The sequence below is a fragment of the Seleniivibrio woodruffii genome (assembly GCF_004339245.1).
GTDB classification, from domain to species: Bacteria; Chrysiogenota; Deferribacteres; order Deferribacterales; family Geovibrionaceae; genus Seleniivibrio; species Seleniivibrio woodruffii.
This window is the reverse complement of record NZ_SMGG01000003.1, coordinates 511,679-528,620: the sequence shown is the minus strand read 5'-3', so window position 1 is coordinate 528,620 and position 16,942 is coordinate 511,679. Positions and strand designations below refer to the sequence as shown.

Sequence of the window (16,942 nt, the reverse complement as noted above, 5' to 3'; positions counted from 1 at the left end):
TAAAAAAACCAGTAATTTTTACTAAAATTTTAGTTGTCATATTCGAAGATATGCTATAATAAGAAATATAGAGCATGCGGCATAATCGCTTGCAATAAGCCATATTGCGTTTTAATATACCAACATTGGTTCACACTGGAATTTTAGTAACATATATGAAAAAGACCATAACAATAACTGAAATAGCTAAACTGGCGGACGTGTCCGTCAGCACCGTTTCTCTGGTGCTGAACGGAAAGACAGGGGTTGGCCCTGCCGTTCGTGAACGTGTACAGCGAATCGCCAGAGAACATAACTATAAAGGCACAACATTCGGCGGGATGAACAAGAAACACAAGACTATCCTGTTCGTCAATATTGTCAAACACGGACACATACTCAACATAAACCACCAGTCATTCGTAGCCGACTACATAAACGCTGCGCAGATGGAGGCCGCAAAGAAGAGCTATTCGCTGGAGGTTGCTGTTTTCAACAGTTTCAACCCTGAGGAGATCACGGAATATGTGAACAACTCCTTCGCAAGCGGAGCTGTCATTCTGGGAACGGAACTGGACGAACCGGACGTTGAGCACTTTCTCAAAATCCATATTCCGCTGGTTTTCATAGACATACTCTGTCCGTTCATGCCCTATGACTTTGTGGATATGAACAACGCATCATCCGTTTTCAACATGATGTCATACCTGACCCGCATGGGTCATTCATCAATAGGAATTGTCACCGGAAGTATCGAATCCATCAACTTCCGTCAGCGCATGGACAGTTTCGAAGGTGCAATGAAGCACTTCGGACATAAATTCCGCAAGGATTTTGTGTTCAGAGTGGACTCCACCTATGAAAAGGCATATGAAGACATGCTTGAAATACTGAAAAAACAGAAGGAACTGCCCACAGCCCTATTCTGCGCAAACGACATCATAGCACTGGGCTGCATGCGTGCGCTGAGAGAGTCAGGCTACTCCATTCCGGAGGACATATCCGTGGCGGGCTATGACAACCTGCCCATGAGCGCAATGACAGAACCTGCACTGACCACTGTTGATGTTTCCAAAAAAAGCATCAGCACCAAGGCCGTGCGGCTTCTGGTGCAGAGGATAAAAGAGGGCAGCGGAATGCCCTATGAAAAAACGGTTATCGGCGGAGAGGTTGTTGAGCGCAGAAGCGTAAAAAACCTCAGCGGGGAGGAAGAATGAGCAGATTTTGCGTTGCGGGAAGCATAAACATCGACCTTGTGACAAAAACATCCAGATTCCCCAAACCCGGCGAAACCATGTACGGCGAATCCTTCCACACCTTCACAGGGGGTAAGGGAGCGAATCAGGCCGTGGCTCTGGCAAAGCTGGGAGCCGACACAGCAATGATCGGTCTTGTAGGGAACGACATCTATGCCGACGACTACATGGCATATTTCAAAAAGCTCGGCGTAAACACAAATAGCGTTAAAGGCGTTGAAACCTCCACAGGAATAGCGGTTATAATCGTCGACGGCGACGGCGAAAACAATATCATCATTGTTTCCGGCGCAAACGCAAAGGTCGATGCTGACTATATACTCAGCAACTCGGATATAATAAACGACTCAAAATATCTCCTGCTTCAGCTCGAAGTACCCATGGATGCTGTGGTTCAGGCGGCGAAATGTGCGGCGGAAAGCGGAACCAGGGTCATTCTTGACCCTGCCCCCGCTGTGCCCCTTGCCGACGAACTGCTTAAATATGTGGACATCATAACTCCCAACGAGACGGAAGCGGAGATTCTGACGGGTATCAGACCTGCGGACGAGGCGGGTTTTGCCTCCGCAGGTAGAATTCTGATAGACAGGGGTGTTAAGACTGCGGTGATGAAAGCGGGAAGCAGGGGTGCGTATGTATTTTCTGACAATATGCTCACCCATGTTGAGGGATTCAGGGTCACCGCAGTGGACACCACCGCCGCCGGCGATACTTTCAACGCCGGACTGGCATACGGACTCGGGGCGGGAATGCCCCTTATGAAGGCTGTGCGGTTTGCAAACGCCGCCGCCGCAATATCCACCACCAAGGCGGGCGCACAGGGCGGCATGCCCACACTTGCGGAGGCGCAGTCACTCCTTGACACACTCAATTAGTCTTGTATAAGACTCAAAAAGTCCTAAATTGTTAGTCAACAGCCCCTCATATGGGGCATGGGGGCCGGCATGAAAAAAATAATTCCTTTACTTATAATAATGCTTGCGCTGATGGGATGCGCAACAAGATACGATGTAAACGTCACCGGATACGGCGGACAGGAGACCTATAAGTCGAAAACCTACGACTTTGCATTGCCCTCTGCGGTGAAAACCGACCTTGAGATGATGAAGTATGTGGGCGTTCTGGAAAGACAGCTCAACTGCATCGGATGGAAACGTGACACAAAGTCGCCGGACTATATGATAACCCCAGTTTTCGGCGTTGTGCTCGGCAAAACCGAATCTGAACCCAGAATAAGTATCGGCGGCGGATTCGGAGTTTTAAGCGGAGGGTTCGGCAGCGGACTGTCACTGGGAACCTATGTAGGCACATCCACAGGAGCCGACAGCAAGGATATGTCCTATCTGGACATAAAACTGTTCATGGCGGGCAGAACTGATGAACAGCCTGTCTGGCAGGGCAAAATTTTCACCCGTGACACAGAACTTTCGAAAACGGCACCCGTTCTGGCAAAATATGCTGTTGAAAATTTCGGCAAAAAGTCCGAAGGTAAGCAGGAATTTACATTTTTTGCTGACAATGAAAGCGTGAAAGGGCTTGAAGGCTGCCCTGTTAAGTGATTAAATGACACATCAGCTTCGGGGCGGTCAAAACTGACCGCCCTTACTTTACCTGTCATTCTGAACGGCAGCCGGAGGCTGAATGAGTCAACTTTTGCCTTTGTCGAAATTAGTGAAGAATCTAATGAAGTGATTCTTCGTCTTCGACTCAGAATGACTGTAAAAATTTAAAATTGACGTTGACTTTTAGCTCTCAAGATAATATATAAAATACATAGATTAAATAGATTTTGGAAAAGCACGACAGCCGTCGTGTATTATTTGTTTTAACTAAGAGGAACATATGATTCGGATAAACAACCTCTCAAAGGTTTATCCCGCCCGAAGCGGCAATGTTCAGGCACTGAGCGGAATATCGCTGAACATACCTCAGGGCTCCGTATACGGGATTATGGGAGTAAGCGGCGCAGGAAAGAGCACCCTGGTGCGCTGTCTCAACCTTCTTGAAAGACCCACCGAAGGCGAGGTGATCGTCAACGGGCAGGATCTGACAAAACTCACCGACAAAGAACTCAGAACCGCCAGACAAAAAATAGGCATGATCTTTCAGCACTTTAACCTGCTCCAGTCCAGAACCGTTGAGGGCAACATCGCTTTCCCCCTTGAGATAGCAGGATGGACTGCGGCGGATATTAAAGCCCGTGTGGCGGAACTTCTCCCCCTTGTGGGACTGGCCGACAAGGCGGACGCATATCCTTCGGAACTTTCCGGCGGGCAGAAACAGCGGGTGGGTATAGCCAGAGCTCTGGCTCTTAAGCCGGACGTACTCCTTTGCGACGAGGCGACATCAGCCCTCGACCCTAAAACCACCGAGTCCATACTCGCCCTTCTGCGTGACATTAACCGTCAGTTGGGGCTCACCATAGTGATAATCACACACGAGATGAACGTTATCAAAGATATATGTACCCACGTTGCGGTGCTATCCGAATCCAGATGCGTTGAAAACGCCGCTGTGGAAGAGGTTTTTCTTTCGCCGAAATCGCAGGTGGCAAAGGATTTCGTTGCGGGCATTTTCAAGGCCGAGATTCCCGAAGAACTCCTGAAAGAGCTTAACAAACATACGGATTCGGAGCTCGTGCGGGTGTCGTTCCTCGGCAATTCCGCATCGGAGCCTATGATAAACGGACTGATACGCAGCAGCGACGTTCAGGTGAACATTCTGTACGGAAGCGTCGACCACCTGAGGGGGACCCTTTTCGGCAACCTGCTTCTGGAACTGCGGGGAACGCTCGAACAGCGTGAGCGTGCACACGAATATCTTACGGGATTAAATCTTACCGTTGAGAGGGTCAGCTATGAGTGACGGATATTTTGTTTCCATTCTTGGACTTCTGACCCCTGCGGTTATAGAGACCATATATATGGTGGTGGTTGCCGCCGTTATGGCATATGTGATAGGCCTGCCGCTGGGCATCCTTCTTGTAGTGTCCTCCGGCGGTAATATTCTGCCGAACCCGTGGATTGAAAGGGTTCTGGGTACAATCATAAACATTCTGCGCTCCGCACCCTTCATAGTGCTCATGGTTGCGCTCATCCCCTTCACCCGTCTGGTGGTGGGAACGTCCATCGGTACGTCGGCGGCAATAGTTCCGCTGGTGATAGCCGCCGCTCCCTTTGTTGCCCGAATAGTGGAATCATCTCTGAAAGAGGTTCCCCACGGGGTCATTGAGGCGGCTCAGTCCATGGGCGCATCGCCCTTTCAGATAATCCGCAAGGTGCTTCTGCCCGAGGCGAAATCGTCCCTTGTTCTGGGTGCGGCCATAACCGTTATAAACGTCATCGGCTACACAGCCATGGCGGGCGCAGTTGGCGGCGGAGGTCTGGGTGACCTTGCCATCCAGTACGGATATAACCGCTTCCGCACCGACATAATGATAATAACCGTCGCCGTTCTGGTAATTTTCGTTCAGGCGGTTCAGACTTTCGGAACAAAACTGGCCGTAAAAGCCATGCACAGCAAAAGGTAAGCGAGGGCTTTTTTGCCCCACGGAGGTATAGATGAAATTCAGAGGTTTTTTAACTGTCGTTCTTCTGGCTCTCACAGCAGTATTCGTTATCGCCGGATGCTCCAAAAAGAAAGAGGAGGAGGCCGCTCCCGCTGAAACAAAGGCACCGGAAACAGCCGCTCCAGTGGTTATCAAGGTAGGCGCAACTCCCGTTCCCCATGCGGAGATCCTTGAGTTTGTGAAACCCATCCTTGCAAAAGAGGGCGTTACACTTGAGATCATTCAGTTCACAGACTACGTTCAGCCCAATCTCGCCCTGGACAAAGGCGAACTGGATGCAAACTATTTTCAGCATACTCCCTATCTGGAATCCTTCAGCAAGGACAACAAACTCAGCCTAAAGGCAACAGCAAAGGTTCACATAGAACCCATCGGCGTATACTCAAAAAAGGCTAAAACAATAGCCGAGATCGGCGAAGTCGGAGTGGTAGCAATCCCCAACGACCCCTCAAACGCAGGCCGTGCACTGGCTCTGCTTGAAAAAGCTGGCCTCATAAAGCTGAAAGAGGGAGTTGGAATATCAGGCACCGTTCAGGACGTTGTCGAGAACCCCAAAAAGCTGAAACTCAAAACTCTTGATGCCGCACAGCTTCCCCGTGCCCTTGCCGACGTTGCCGCCGCAGTCATCAACACTAACTATGCTCTGGAAGGCGGACTTAACCCCTCCAAGGACGCACTCTTCATAGAGAACTCCGACTCCCCCTATGCCAACATTCTTGTTGTCAAAGCAGGCAGAGAGAACGAGGAAGCTCTTAAAAAACTGGCCGATGTGCTTGTTTCCGAAGATGTTACAAAGTTTATAGTTGATAAGTACAAGGGTGCGATACTGCCCGCACAGCTTCTGCTTCAATAAGAAATCAGGATAAAAATCTGCAAAGCGGCCTCACGGGGCCGCTTTTTTTTTATCTTTTCATGCCATTCTTGTCCCCTTCTATTAACGGCATCTGGTACTTTTCCGGATTATCTTTCTGCCGCAATATCATATAAACACCTGCATATGGCGGTAGAGGTTATTTATTATGAATCAAAAAATATGGTCACCATGGTTCACAGGGGCACTGACAGGCCTTCTGGCGGCGGTCTGCTGTGTATACGGAGGAACTGTTCTCGGAGCATCCGGAGGGTTTCTCACCATCGGCAGCTGGGCAGGTCGCTACCTGAATGCACCCTGGAACGAACTGCTTTTTTTCAAGTTTGTGAGGCCGCCGGAGGTCACATTTCAGCTGATGCAGTTCGGAGGCATGCTTCTTGGTGCATTTACAGCGGCACGACTATCAAACGATTTCAGACTAAGGCTGACTCCTGACGGAACAGCAAACATCACGAAAAAGCAGACAGCAGGCTGGTGGCTGGCACTTTTTCTGAGCGGGGCACTTATTGAGTTCGGCGCATGTATAGCCGGAGGCTGCACCAGCGGGCTTGGAATATCCGGAATAATTCAGCAGTCGCCCGCAGGGTTTCTTTTTTTCGCAAGCGCCTTCGCCTCGGCAATCATCACTTCCTTTACGCTCAGGAGGCTTAAATGTCATTTATAATCGGTTTCTTTTTCGGGTTTCTCCTGCAAAGGTCAGGATTCGGACACAGCAGAAAGATAAGGGCGCAATTCGCCTTCAGCGACAACAGCATGCTGAAATTCATGCTGTCTGCACTCGTATCCGGTCTGATAGCCGTATCTGCGTTTAAAAGTGCAGGGATGCTGAGTCCCTCATCAATGCCAGACACCTACCCTGCCGGAAACCTTTTGGGCGGGTCACTCCTCGGCATCGGGATGGCCATTGCGGGAGTCTGCCCCGGAACGCTCATAACGGGAACAGGACAGGGCAACATAGATTATCTTATCCCCGGATGGCTCGGATTTATTTCAGGCGGAATCCTTTTCGGCTATTTTTTTAACCCGTATTTCCTTCAGCTCAGCGCAATGGGATTCAGCAAGGGGCTGACACTGACGGACATCACCGGAATAAACCACTGGGTGTTCACACTGACCATCACCGCCGGAGTTTCATATACATTCATTTTCATGCGGAGAAGAAAGTTATGAAAAAACCGCTTATCCTTATTCTGATCTTATTGCTGGCGTACTCGCAAAGCACCTTTTCATCGGCTCCGGCAAAAACATCTAAGGTTCAGAACGTTATGATAGCCCCTGCGGAGCTGGCAAAAATGATGGAATCCGCAAAGGAAACGGTCTATTACGACATAAGACCCTACATAGAATACTCAATATTTCACGCCCCAAAAAGCATCAACATGCCCATGAGATATCTGAACAACAGGATCGACGAGGTTAAAAAGTATAATCAGATTGTAATTATAGCTAACGACGAAAAAGAAGCTGCACTTGCGGCACAGATGATCAGGGCGAAATATCCGGACAAAAGGGTAAGAATACTTTCAGGCGGAGTGGATTCATGGGTTAAATCCGGACTTCCTATCCAGAATGAACTTCCCCACGGATGCTGATAAGAAACTCGCAGAGCCTGTCGGCTTCATCATATGTGTTATAAAGTCCGGGACTGATCCTGACCATTCCCGGACGCCCTTCTTCCGCTGAAAATCCGGATATAGCCGCAGGGTCGATACCCAAAAGTTTCTGCACATAGGGCTGTGCACAGAAACAGCCGCTGCGCACCTCTATTCCCGCCTCATAGCTCAGCCTGTCCGCAAGCGTCTTATGAAATATACCTTCCATATTGAAACTTATGACACCTGTGCCGTCCTTGCGGGAGAAGAGTTTTAAGCCTTCAATCTGAGAGAGCCTGTCTATGATATGGTTTGCCAGAGCCGATTCCCATGCTTCAATGCGATCCATTCCGGATTCTTTAAGAACCCTCAGTGCCGCCCCCAGAGCAACCGCTCCCATCAGGTTAGGTGTACCCGCTTCAAATCTGGCCGGAGGATCCGCCCATGTGACCAGATCCTTTGTGACAAGATTCACAGTACCGCCTCCGCACATACAGGGTTCCGCACTGCTGAAAAAATCCTTTCTGCCTATCAGGCCGCCTATACCGAACGGCGCATACATCTTATGCCCCGAAAAGGCCAGAAAATCTATGCCGTCCGCCTTCATATCTATCCGCCTGTGGGGAGCAAGCTGTGCCGCATCCACACATATCATCGCACCATACCGGTGTGCGAGAGCCGCCGTCTCACGAATCGGGTTGATGAACCCTGTGACATTTGACGCACCGCTGACAGAGACAATGGCAACCCTGCCCGCACGGTTCTTCAGGAGTGCTTCCAGATGATTCAGATCCAGTCTGCCAGAGGCATCCGTCAGAACATGCAGTGTTTCCGCAAACCTCTGCCTCCACGGCAGATCGTTTGAATGGTGCTCCATCTCGGTAACAATAACTGTTTTGTCTTTGCGGGGTGCAAGTTCAGCCAGCCTGTTTATACTTTCGGTGGTGTTTCGGGTGTATATGGCGGTATGGGTACTGCTGTCCGTCCCGAAAAAATCGAGTATATCCGCTCTGGTCTTCTCATACAGACCGGAACAATGATCCGCTCTTCTTCCGGAGCCTCTGTGTACGGAGGGATAGCAATCCGAAAAATCATCTATCGCTTTCATCACAGCGATAAAAGGGGGTGTAGTGGCGGCATTGTCAAAGTTAATGAACCCGCCATGAGCCTTGATAAGATGTCTGAAAGGTGATTCCCGTCTGTTTATACTCATATGCATACCATATATCGAAAGTTCACACATAAACAGTACCAGAATAATTATAATTGGAGGGACTACAATTATGCAAGAAAGGGCGGGAAATTATCCCGCCCGAATGGAGGCTGTCTTATATGCTTATTCTCTACCTACAGGAGAAATGAGCAAACAGAGCAGTTGATGAGCTGAGAAATCTCTCTATTTTTTGCCGCCAAAGGCAAATTTATATGTTACGTAATATCTTATATCTTTATAGCCTTCGCCGCCGTCTATGCTGATGTCGGCATATCTGGCACGCAGACCCAGACCGTCAAGCGAGCCTGAGAAAGCATACTGAACACTGTAGTCGGTCTCTGTCATATCTTTGCCGGTGGAAGCGGGAACATCGTAGTCAGAGTAGAACACATATGCGCTGAGGCCTTTCACTCCGAGCTTTCCGAAATCATATGCCAGTCTGACTGCCGTTGCCGTCTCCTCGGCTCTGCCGGCGGCAAGCACCTGCTGAATGATAGCCTTTTCGTCACCCCAGGGAGCAACTATTCCGTCGTCGCCTGTTTTTGCGTAGAAGGCTGTCAGGTCGAATCCGAAAGTTTTAACACCGCCGCTGATGCCGTACTGATGTGTATCCAGATCGCCGTTAAGCTCGTCGCCGACAGACTTCTGCCAGAGGACCGAAGGTTTTGCATAAAGGCTGAAACCGTCAAAATCTTTCGAGAAGGCGGCTTTCAGGAACGTCTGACTGTAAACGTCGGCCATGTTGTAATACCAGCCCTGAACGTTTGTTTTAACGAAATCCACGGGAACATCGTATGATGCACCGAAGATTGCCATCGCTTTGTCATCGTCAATTGCTGAAGCTCCGCCCGGCTCGGCGGCCACTGCATCCGACAGGGAGATGAACTCCTCATCGCTCCAGCCCATTGAGTCGGTTATGTAGTAAGCGGAAAGGGTCAGCCTGTCCACACTGTTGTTCACAACAGATAATCCTTTATAAGTTCTGGGGAGCATACGCAGGTCGTGCACCTCCATAAAAGGCGTGCGGATCTCCTGCGCTCCGTATTTAATAACGGTTTTGAACCATTCTCCCTGAACGTAGTATTCCTGCATGCGTGAGAAGCTGGTGTGAGTACCGTCAGTATCTTTCTGAAGGATGCCGTAAACCGTGTCGTCATCATCGCTGTTGATGTCGTTAACGGTGCCGAATGCCGCACCGAAGGAAATACCTTTCAGAGGCGCTGTCTTATAATAGAAAAGGCCGCCTATGGCAGTGTCGCTTCTGGTGTTTGTTGTTTTTTCAAAATCTCTGGTGAAGTCGAGAAGCCTTATCTCGCCCTTCACAGTTCCCTGCGAAAACATCTCTTTAACGTTGTCCGCAGCGGAAGCTGTTCCTGTCAGGAATACAGCCGCAATAAAAGCTATAAATATGTTTCTCATGTTATCTCCTTTTAAAGATCCGTTAAGTCAAACGGAGCATGATGGCCGTGAGGTCAAGAACTCCCCTGTAATAATCTGTGCCGATATGCTCCTGCGCCTCTTTATAAAACTGCGGAAACCAGCTCCCCACATGCTCTCTGACAAAACTCTCAAGCACTTCTGAAAGCCTGTCAAACTCGGCGCTGTCGCCTGCGTTCAGAGCATTCACCCTCAGAAGGGCAAGAAAACCTGCAAAGTCAAGCTCCACCCCTATGTAGTCCTGACGGTTCTTCAGCTCGGAATAGCCGCAGTAGCCTTCATCAAGATACAGCTGGGTAAGATCCGAAAAGAGCTTAGTTCCTTTGTCGCCTGTATAAAGAGCCTCATAGGGTGCTTTCGGGCCGTAAGCGGGAGATACCCCCCTGAAGAGTTTCGTCCAGTCCCTTTTAAGCTCAATGACCGGATCGCTCTCCTCTCCCGCCACGGTATCGTTCGCATATCCCGTTATCTTTCTGAAACATTCCCTTACTTCGTCATCGCCTATGGACTCAACGTCCACATTCTTCATGGCATCGATGGATGAAGATTCGGGATTAAAATTATAGAATGCAGCCAGAAGCAGAAGGATTTCCGCCTCGTTTTCGGCCGCCATGGTTTTTTCTTCAATATCACTGCTCATTTTTCAGCCTCCGGTGTTAAGGTGTGCGGCGGATGTTCCGCCGCACTGCCTGTTCGTTACTCGATGTAGAAAACCCTCGGTCTCGTTCCCTTTTCAGGTTTATAAGGTTTGGGGTTATATTTTTTGAAGAGCTTGGAGACCTCGCTTTCGGGGTCGTCCAGATCGCCGAAAAATCTTGCAACACCGGGACATGTGGCAACACACGCAGGTGTAAGGCCTTTCTCACGTCTGGGGGCGCAGAATGTGCACTTATCAACAGTGTTGGTTACGTGCTCTTTCATCCTTGCGGCCTCATATTCGCTCTGCTTTCCTGTTTCGCTCCAGTAGGTAGGCTTGTCGTCGCTGTTGAAATACCTTGCGCCGTAGGGGCAGGCCTCCATACACATCTGACAGCCGATACACTCTGATGCCGTCACCTGAACTGTGCCGTCGGCGAGTTTTTTCGATGCCTTTGTGGGACAGACGTGAACACAGGGAGCGTTGTCGCAGTGGTTGCATATCAGGGGCATATACTCCATATGCGCATTGGGGAACTTTCCCTTTTCAACGGAAAGGGTCTTTGTCCAGAACGTTCCCGGAGGCGTGGCATTTGCGACTTTACATGCAACAGTGCAGCCCTGACAGGCATAACATCTTCTTCTATCAAGTATCATTGCGTATCTCATTGCATCCTCCCGTTACGCCTTATAGATTCTGACCGGAACGGAGTTAGACACGCCGATGGCCACAGCGCAGCAATCGGATATCTTGGCGTTGGTCAGTTTGTTGTACATTGGGTATGAAGCGGCTTTTTTGCCGAGACTGTCCACCAGACGTCCCAGCGCACCGGCAACACCGACAACATCGGGGAAGATAAGCTCTGTGATATGCACCTGACCTTTGATCTTGCCGCTTTCGGATTCAACCCATATGGTATCGCCCTCTTTGATACCCTTCTCTTTGGCTGTCTTCGTGTTGATGGAGAACTTGCCGTATGCGGGGTCAAAGGTTTCGCTGGCTTCGTTCAGATAGGGCATCTGGTCGTTTCCGGCACTTCTCATGGGAGATGTCGGAGTCTTCCAGTTGATGGATATCATGTCGTATTTATCGCCTTTTTTGACTTCGGTGAGCTTTTTCGGACGCCATTTGATGACCGCTTCATAATACTGGAGCTGATCGTCGAGGTCGAAATCGGGCAGATAGACCTTGTCCTTATACTCTGTAAAGAACTTGCGCAGGCCGTCGCCGGATTTTTTGAGACGTTCAAAATAGACGGGGTGTCTGGTTTCGCCCTTTTTAAACCATGAGGAGTTATATGCGTCCGCAGGAGCCAGATCCATTACAAGCATACCTTCTTTGGCCATATCTGCCAGAGACTTGTGGAAGTATGAACGCACGCCTCTGTCCCATATCTCTCTGATGGAGTAGCGGACACCGGGCTGGAGTTTGTCGGCTTCGGGCAGTTTGGCAAAGGTGATCTCACCGAGCATTACACCGGTCTTGTTGACGTTGGCGTTGAACTCGTTGATCATGCCGATCCTTTCGCAAAGCTCGATGATGATGTCCTGCGGCTGTCTTGAGTTGTAGACAGGTTTGAAAGGTTCTCTGTACATCATGACTTTTTTGGTGACAGTCTCTTTGGTGTAAACGTCGAACGCACCCTCGTAGCAGTTCACGGATTCTTTTTCCAGAAGCGCATGGCAGGGAAGCAGGATATCAGACATGTGCGCCATTTCGTCATAATGGTATGCAACAGTTGCGGAGAAGGGTATCTTCGCAACCGAATCTGCAACCGCATAAGGCTCTGTGGTGCTTGCAATGGGGTTTCCGCCTACAGTGAGCAGTGCGTCGACCTCGTATTCAAGCCCGTATTTTTTAGGGTCAGCGGCAACCTTGAACGCCAGAGTGGGCAGGGTGTGTTTGTGCGGGAAATACTCCGACAGGTTGAGATGCTGAGGAGGATAGACAGGGTCTTTGTAGCGAGCTTCGCCTTTGGGCTCAACAACGCCATCCTTATCAGGTTTCAGATAAGGTCCTCTCTGGGTTCCGAGCATACCGCCGGGGACGTCAATCGAACCCACCAACATGTTCATCATCTTTGTCATAAGGTCTGCGGGAACGCCGTCACGCATGTTTTTTATGCCCCGTTTTCCTTCGCATACAGAGGTTCTTTTGGGCAGGATCACTTTTTCACCCTTACCGTTCATAAGCTCTATGGTTTCGCCGATGCTTGCATTATCTATGAAGTCTTTGGCGATCTGACGTATCTTTTTGGCAGGGATGCCGGATTTTTTTGCCGCCCATTCGGGGGTGTATGTTTTGAATCCGTTTTTAACATGGACAAAAGATGCGGTGGCTTTAACGCCGTTCACATCAACATTCACAGCATAAATATCGGGTGTTTTCAGCGTCGGGTCGTCAAAGGATTTGACCTTGCCGTCAGCCGAGTCGAGTATCTGGGGTTTGCCGTCGGTTCCTCTGGCGTAGTAGCCGTCGGGACCTATCAGATAGGGCGAGTTTGTGCGCCACTGGAGGAAATCGAAGTCGAGTTTCTTCACTTCGAATATCATACTGTGGATAACGCCCATCATGAATGCCAGCTCGCCTCCGGGGCGTATCGGCACCCATTCTGTCTTTGAAGCATCGGGACCGCAGTGGGGATCCACGCAGACCACTTTTATATCTTTTTCGTAAACAACTCTGTCGAGAAGGCCTCTTACTCCGCCGTCTGATGATGCGATACCCATTCCAAGGTTCATGCCCATGGCAAGGATGTATTTCGCATAGGTCGCATCGGGTTTAACACCGGGAAAAACACCGTGGACAAGGTCGGATGCGTAGTGGAGAACGCAGAGAGTACCGTTGCTTTTAAGGTAGTTGGGCGTTCCGTATGCTCCTGCAAAATAGAACAGGAAAGTACAGAAAAAGTCCATATCGCCGAAACCCACCGTATAAACAAAACGTCTGGGGTCTCTCTCTCTCACTTTTTTAAGCACACCCGCCGTGGTGCTCATTGCTTCTTCCCATGATATCTCAACCCACATCGGGTCTTCGGAGAGACCTTTTTTCGGATTTGTTCTTTTCATGGGGGTTTTTACCCTGTAGGGGTTGTAAAGGTTCTGGATGATCGACTGACCTTTTGCGCAGAGTGCGCCTTTGCTTGTGGGGGTTTTGGGGTTACCCATTATCTCAACCACAACTCCGTTCTGCACCCTGTAAAGGTTGGGACATGTTCCTCTCATACACATACGGCAGTGGCCGAAATGCCAGCCGTCTTTCAGAAGCTGCTCCGTTCTGTCCTTTGCCGCCGCCTCCGCCGCATGCGCAGGGCTGAGGTTGACGCCCATAAGCGATGCAGCCCCGGCAATACCGGCCGCTTTCAAAACAGATCTTCTGCTCAGCGTAATCTGTCTCATTATGCACCTCGTTCTTAAATTAAAAAAATGAACCAGCTGTTTCTGCCGGAAATATCGCAGAAATTCAGGCCGCCGGAAAGGACCAGAGGTTCAGATTTGATAGTGGCTACATTGCCGTATTTTTTTGTTCTATCAGATTGCGAAAGAAAGGGGCGCATGCGCAATTACAGATTGACAGCAACAATTTACACATAGCAATCATGAATATCTGAAACAGACGTTTCCGGAAAAGGCAGGCCTGCCCGATGCGGTCAGGGTCTGTCTGGGCTCTATGTTTATGTGTAATCTGGACTCTTTACAATAACGCATGGAAAGCAATATAATAGCGCATAATCACACACATACCTGCACAGGCTTTTTATTCAGGAGAGGTAAATCTGATGCTGTTCAGCTGGAAACCGGATGCGAACCAGACTTCGCCGATGTACATGCAGCTTGCGGACTATTTCAGAGCTAAAATCAAAATAGGCGATCTGAAAAACGGAACAAAACTCCCGGGGAGAGAGTCCCTTATGGAGTCTCTGGGCGTCAGCAAAACAACACTCATCTCAGCATTTTCTCAGCTCCAGCGGGAGGGACTTCTTACCTCATATCCTAAATCCGGATATTTCATCAGCTATAATCTGGAAAGTGCGAAGGTCAACTGGAACGACTACACCAAAAAGGCAAGACACAAAACAAGCGTATACGAATACAGACACTGGGGGGAATCCGACGGACTGACGAACTTCAGCCTCAGCAGCGATTTCAGAATGGAGAAATATCTCGTCCATGCCCTGAGCAAGGCATCGGAACGGATGGACTCCGGCAGAAACACTCCTGAACTGACAAAATACGGACTGACCTCACTCAGAGAATCCGTAAAAAAACATCTGGAAAAACTGGGAATAAAAACAGAGATTGAAAATATCCTCATATCATCTGAAACAATCCAGAGGCTTTACTATGTTTATGAGTCCCTGCTGAATGCCAACTCAAACTTTCTGCACGAAAATACCAACATAATAAACACTATCTCCAACGTCCATTCCATAGGGATCAACATGGTTCCCGTCCGGATGGACAAACACGGAATGTCCGCATCGGATCTGGAAAAAAAGCTGATCAAATGCAAAACAACGCCGATAGTCCACATCGACCCGACAGATCAGGCTCCGACAGGTATCGTAATGAGCAAAAGGCGGCGGCAGGAGATAATGAATATCATCCAGAAATACCGTGTGCCCATGGTCGAGATAGACCATTCCGCAAACATATGGCACGACAGACCCGCTCTGGCTCCGCTCAAATCCATGGACAGAAATGACAACATAATCTATCTGGGCAGTCTGCTGAAATGCCACCCTTATGATTTTCAGCTTTCCTGGATAGTCGCCGACAGATATATCATCGAGCACCTGAGCAATGTTTTCATTCAGACCGGAGTAAAACCCAACTTCACGATGCAGCTTATCGCCGATGAGCTTTTCAGAAGCGGCGATATCTATGAAATGATGCAGGATATAAAGGCATTCATACGCAGAAGGAGCGAGCTGACCCTTTCTCTGTGCGAAAAGCACCTGAAAACCAAAGGGTTCTGGATTGAAAAGAACTGCAACTTTCACTTCTGGCTGGATTTTCCGGAGATGAACTTCAAGAGCATCTTTTCAAAAAGAGGGCTGATAACAAATATTTATCCGGGATATTTTTTTGACAGGTCCGACACAAGCCATATTCTGCTCTGCCCGGCCTCAATTCAGGAAAAGGATATAAAAAAGACCATTCTGGAACTGAGCCTTCTGGTCAATTCAGATTAGGAGCAGGTTCTTTTTTCAAGCTTCAGAAAATACGCAGCGGCAACTCCCAGCAGAAGCACCGGAACAAGGGAATATGAAGCCGTCTCCCAGCCGTACTTTTCCGCTATTCCACCGAAAAGCACAGGGCCGCCGCCCATTCCCAGATACTGACCGAAAGCCACCACAGACATGCCTATGCCGATGGATTTCGGATCTTTAATCACCTCCGGCACTGCGGAAAAAGTCGCAGGAGGAATCATCCCAGCAACGATACCTATGCAGAAAAGACACAGCGGAACAGCAGTCCCTTCCACATGGAACGGAATGACCACTGTCATCGACAGAATAAAAAGACACGTCAGCAGAACACCTCTGAAAACCCTGTATCTATGGATTATGAACCCTGTAACGGGGCCTGATATAAGCGAAGCGACCAGAAACAGACTGGTGACAGCGGATGCCTTCTCTCTGGAATAGCCGAATGAGGATTCCAGATAAACGGGAGTAAAAGAGCACACCGCAAGAACCATTACGTTGAAAACCAGAAATACAGCCGCAAGGAGCCAGATCCCCGCAGAGGAATAAACTCTCCTGACATCCAGAGAATGACCTTCGCAGGCATAGTAATGAGGAGCCTCATCTCTTTCCGGCATCCGGAACGGATATATCATAAGGCAGAGGATCACAGCCGTATATATTGTCGTAGCTCCCCAGACAGACTTCCATCCGAGCCAGCCGTTCAACACCGGAGCCACCAGAAGCATGACGATGCTGCCGAGAGCCACCCATGTTGACCATATGCCCATTGGCATCCCTCTTTTTTCCGGAGCAAACCACGCCGCTATAACAGCGGGAGCAACAACAGATATCAGGCACATGCCTATTCCTTCGATGATTCTGCTGGAAAGCATCCCGAAGGCATTATCAGCGAACCACCCTATGAAAGAACCGATAAAAAGGGAGGCCACGGCAAGAATGCCGGATGATTTCAGCCCCAGCCTGTGTACGATGAAACCTGAAGGAAGCGATATGAAAATTCCCACAAGAGCAAAGACAGACATCATCAGCCCTGCTTTTGAAAGGTCGACACCCAGTTCCGCCATGATAACTGTCATTATGGGGGGGACTTTAAACTGATTTAATGGAGCGGATATGCTGGCAAGATATATCGTTGCCAGAATTATCAGCGGAAAACTGAATTTATTTTTTAACATGG

General features: G+C 49.3%; 16 protein-coding genes. 10 read left to right on the top strand and 6 right to left on the bottom strand.

The window, feature by feature from the left end; all coding sequences use genetic code 11:
* Positions 1–155: 155 nt before the first annotated feature.
* From C8D98_RS02420 to C8D98_RS02380, 9 genes are all read left to right on the top strand, one after another.
* Complete coding sequence (locus tag C8D98_RS02420) at positions 156–1,196, top strand: LacI family DNA-binding transcriptional regulator (RefSeq protein ID WP_132871698.1); 1,041 nt, start codon at positions 156–158, stop codon at positions 1,194–1,196.
* The gene (gene rbsK / locus C8D98_RS02415) at positions 1,193–2,110 is read left to right on the top strand and encodes a ribokinase (RefSeq protein WP_132871696.1); all 918 of its coding nucleotides are present in this window, start codon (positions 1,193–1,195) and stop codon (positions 2,108–2,110) included. Before C8D98_RS02420 ends, rbsK begins: the two co-directional genes overlap by 4 nt.
* Positions 2,111–2,179: 69 nt before the next feature.
* Complete coding sequence (locus C8D98_RS02410; RefSeq protein WP_132871694.1) at positions 2,180–2,794, top strand: hypothetical protein; 615 nt, start codon at positions 2,180–2,182, stop codon at positions 2,792–2,794.
* 283 nt (positions 2,795–3,077) lie between these two features.
* A complete protein-coding gene (locus C8D98_RS02405) occupies positions 3,078–4,100 on the top strand; it encodes a methionine ABC transporter ATP-binding protein (RefSeq protein WP_132871692.1) in 1,023 nt (340 codons plus the stop codon).
* Complete coding sequence (locus C8D98_RS02400) at positions 4,093–4,764, top strand: methionine ABC transporter permease (RefSeq protein WP_132871690.1); 672 nt, start codon at positions 4,093–4,095, stop codon at positions 4,762–4,764. Before C8D98_RS02405 ends, C8D98_RS02400 begins: the two co-directional genes overlap by 8 nt.
* A 31-nt stretch (positions 4,765–4,795) precedes the next feature.
* Positions 4,796–5,656, top strand: coding sequence for a MetQ/NlpA family ABC transporter substrate-binding protein (locus tag C8D98_RS02395; protein ID WP_132871688.1), 861 nt, complete (start codon positions 4,796–4,798; stop codon positions 5,654–5,656).
* Positions 5,657–5,822: 166 nt separating this feature from the next.
* Positions 5,823–6,338, top strand: a complete 516-nt coding sequence (locus C8D98_RS02390; RefSeq protein ID WP_132871686.1) for a YeeE/YedE thiosulfate transporter family protein — start codon at positions 5,823–5,825, stop codon at positions 6,336–6,338.
* Positions 6,326–6,844, top strand: coding sequence for a YeeE/YedE thiosulfate transporter family protein (locus C8D98_RS02385; RefSeq protein WP_132871684.1), 519 nt, complete (start codon positions 6,326–6,328; stop codon positions 6,842–6,844). Before C8D98_RS02390 ends, C8D98_RS02385 begins: the two co-directional genes overlap by 13 nt.
* Positions 6,841–7,266, top strand: a complete 426-nt coding sequence (locus C8D98_RS02380; RefSeq protein ID WP_132871682.1) for a rhodanese-like domain-containing protein — start codon at positions 6,841–6,843, stop codon at positions 7,264–7,266. The genes C8D98_RS02385 and C8D98_RS02380 overlap by 4 nt, the downstream gene beginning before the upstream one ends.
* Here the strand turns inward: C8D98_RS02380 and C8D98_RS02375 are convergent.
* The 5 genes from C8D98_RS02375 to C8D98_RS02355 all read right to left on the bottom strand — a co-directional run bounded on the left by C8D98_RS02375 (position 7,235) and on the right by C8D98_RS02355 (position 13,951).
* Entirely contained in the window at positions 7,235–8,479 is a 1,245-nt protein-coding gene (locus tag C8D98_RS02375) for an aminotransferase class V-fold PLP-dependent enzyme (RefSeq protein WP_165871161.1), read from the bottom strand. The two genes, C8D98_RS02380 and C8D98_RS02375, sit on opposite strands and share 32 nt — an antisense overlap.
* Positions 8,480–8,662: 183 nt before the next feature.
* Entirely contained in the window at positions 8,663–9,898 is a 1,236-nt protein-coding gene (locus C8D98_RS02370; RefSeq protein ID WP_132871678.1) for an OprD family outer membrane porin, read from the bottom strand.
* A gap of 22 nt (positions 9,899–9,920) precedes the next feature.
* Entirely contained in the window at positions 9,921–10,556 is a 636-nt protein-coding gene (locus C8D98_RS02365; protein WP_132871677.1) for a TorD/DmsD family molecular chaperone, read from the bottom strand.
* 56 nt (positions 10,557–10,612) lie between these two features.
* Positions 10,613–11,221, bottom strand: a complete 609-nt coding sequence (locus C8D98_RS02360; protein ID WP_132871675.1) for a 4Fe-4S dicluster domain-containing protein — start codon at positions 11,219–11,221, stop codon at positions 10,613–10,615.
* 12 nt (positions 11,222–11,233) lie between these two features.
* Positions 11,234–13,951 carry a molybdopterin-dependent oxidoreductase gene (locus tag C8D98_RS02355; protein ID WP_132871673.1) on the bottom strand — a complete coding sequence of 906 codons (2,718 nt, stop codon included), beginning with the start codon at positions 13,949–13,951 and terminating at the stop codon, positions 11,234–11,236.
* A gap of 380 nt (positions 13,952–14,331) precedes the next feature.
* Between C8D98_RS02355 and C8D98_RS02350 the strand changes: the two genes are divergently transcribed.
* Complete coding sequence (locus C8D98_RS02350; protein WP_132871671.1) at positions 14,332–15,747, top strand: aminotransferase-like domain-containing protein; 1,416 nt, start codon at positions 14,332–14,334, stop codon at positions 15,745–15,747.
* Here C8D98_RS02350 and C8D98_RS02345 read toward each other — a convergent pair.
* Positions 15,744–16,940 (bottom strand): MFS transporter, encoded by a 1,197-nt coding sequence (locus C8D98_RS02345; protein ID WP_132871669.1) that lies wholly within the window; start codon positions 16,938–16,940, stop codon positions 15,744–15,746. The genes C8D98_RS02350 and C8D98_RS02345 overlap by 4 nt on opposite strands.
* Between the last annotated feature and the right edge of the window lie 2 nt (positions 16,941–16,942).

Excerpts from the sequence above, each read along its gene's own strand:
- C8D98_RS02420 (WP_132871698.1), top strand. The coding sequence starts at position 156 with ATGAAAAAGACCATAACAATAACTGAAATAGCTAAACTGGCGGACGTG.
- rbsK (WP_132871696.1), top strand. The coding sequence starts at position 1,193 with ATGAGCAGATTTTGCGTTGCGGGAAGCATAAACATCGACCTTGTGACA.
- C8D98_RS02410 (WP_132871694.1), top strand. The coding sequence starts at position 2,180 with ATGAAAAAAATAATTCCTTTACTTATAATAATGCTTGCGCTGATGGGA.
- C8D98_RS02405 (WP_132871692.1), top strand. The coding sequence starts at position 3,078 with ATGATTCGGATAAACAACCTCTCAAAGGTTTATCCCGCCCGAAGCGGC.
- C8D98_RS02400 (WP_132871690.1), top strand. The coding sequence starts at position 4,093 with ATGAGTGACGGATATTTTGTTTCCATTCTTGGACTTCTGACCCCTGCG.
- C8D98_RS02395 (WP_132871688.1), top strand. The coding sequence starts at position 4,796 with ATGAAATTCAGAGGTTTTTTAACTGTCGTTCTTCTGGCTCTCACAGCA.
- C8D98_RS02390 (WP_132871686.1), top strand. The coding sequence starts at position 5,823 with ATGAATCAAAAAATATGGTCACCATGGTTCACAGGGGCACTGACAGGC.
- C8D98_RS02385 (WP_132871684.1), top strand. The coding sequence starts at position 6,326 with ATGTCATTTATAATCGGTTTCTTTTTCGGGTTTCTCCTGCAAAGGTCA.
- C8D98_RS02380 (WP_132871682.1), top strand. The coding sequence starts at position 6,841 with ATGAAAAAACCGCTTATCCTTATTCTGATCTTATTGCTGGCGTACTCG.
- C8D98_RS02375 (WP_165871161.1), bottom strand. The coding sequence starts at position 8,479 with ATGAGTATAAACAGACGGGAATCACCTTTCAGACATCTTATCAAGGCT.
- C8D98_RS02370 (WP_132871678.1), bottom strand. The coding sequence starts at position 9,898 with ATGAGAAACATATTTATAGCTTTTATTGCGGCTGTATTCCTGACAGGA.
- C8D98_RS02365 (WP_132871677.1), bottom strand. The coding sequence starts at position 10,556 with ATGAGCAGTGATATTGAAGAAAAAACCATGGCGGCCGAAAACGAGGCG.
- C8D98_RS02360 (WP_132871675.1), bottom strand. The coding sequence starts at position 11,221 with ATGAGATACGCAATGATACTTGATAGAAGAAGATGTTATGCCTGTCAG.
- C8D98_RS02355 (WP_132871673.1), bottom strand. The coding sequence starts at position 13,951 with ATGAGACAGATTACGCTGAGCAGAAGATCTGTTTTGAAAGCGGCCGGT.
- C8D98_RS02350 (WP_132871671.1), top strand. The coding sequence starts at position 14,332 with ATGCTGTTCAGCTGGAAACCGGATGCGAACCAGACTTCGCCGATGTAC.
- C8D98_RS02345 (WP_132871669.1), bottom strand. The coding sequence starts at position 16,940 with ATGTTAAAAAATAAATTCAGTTTTCCGCTGATAATTCTGGCAACGATA.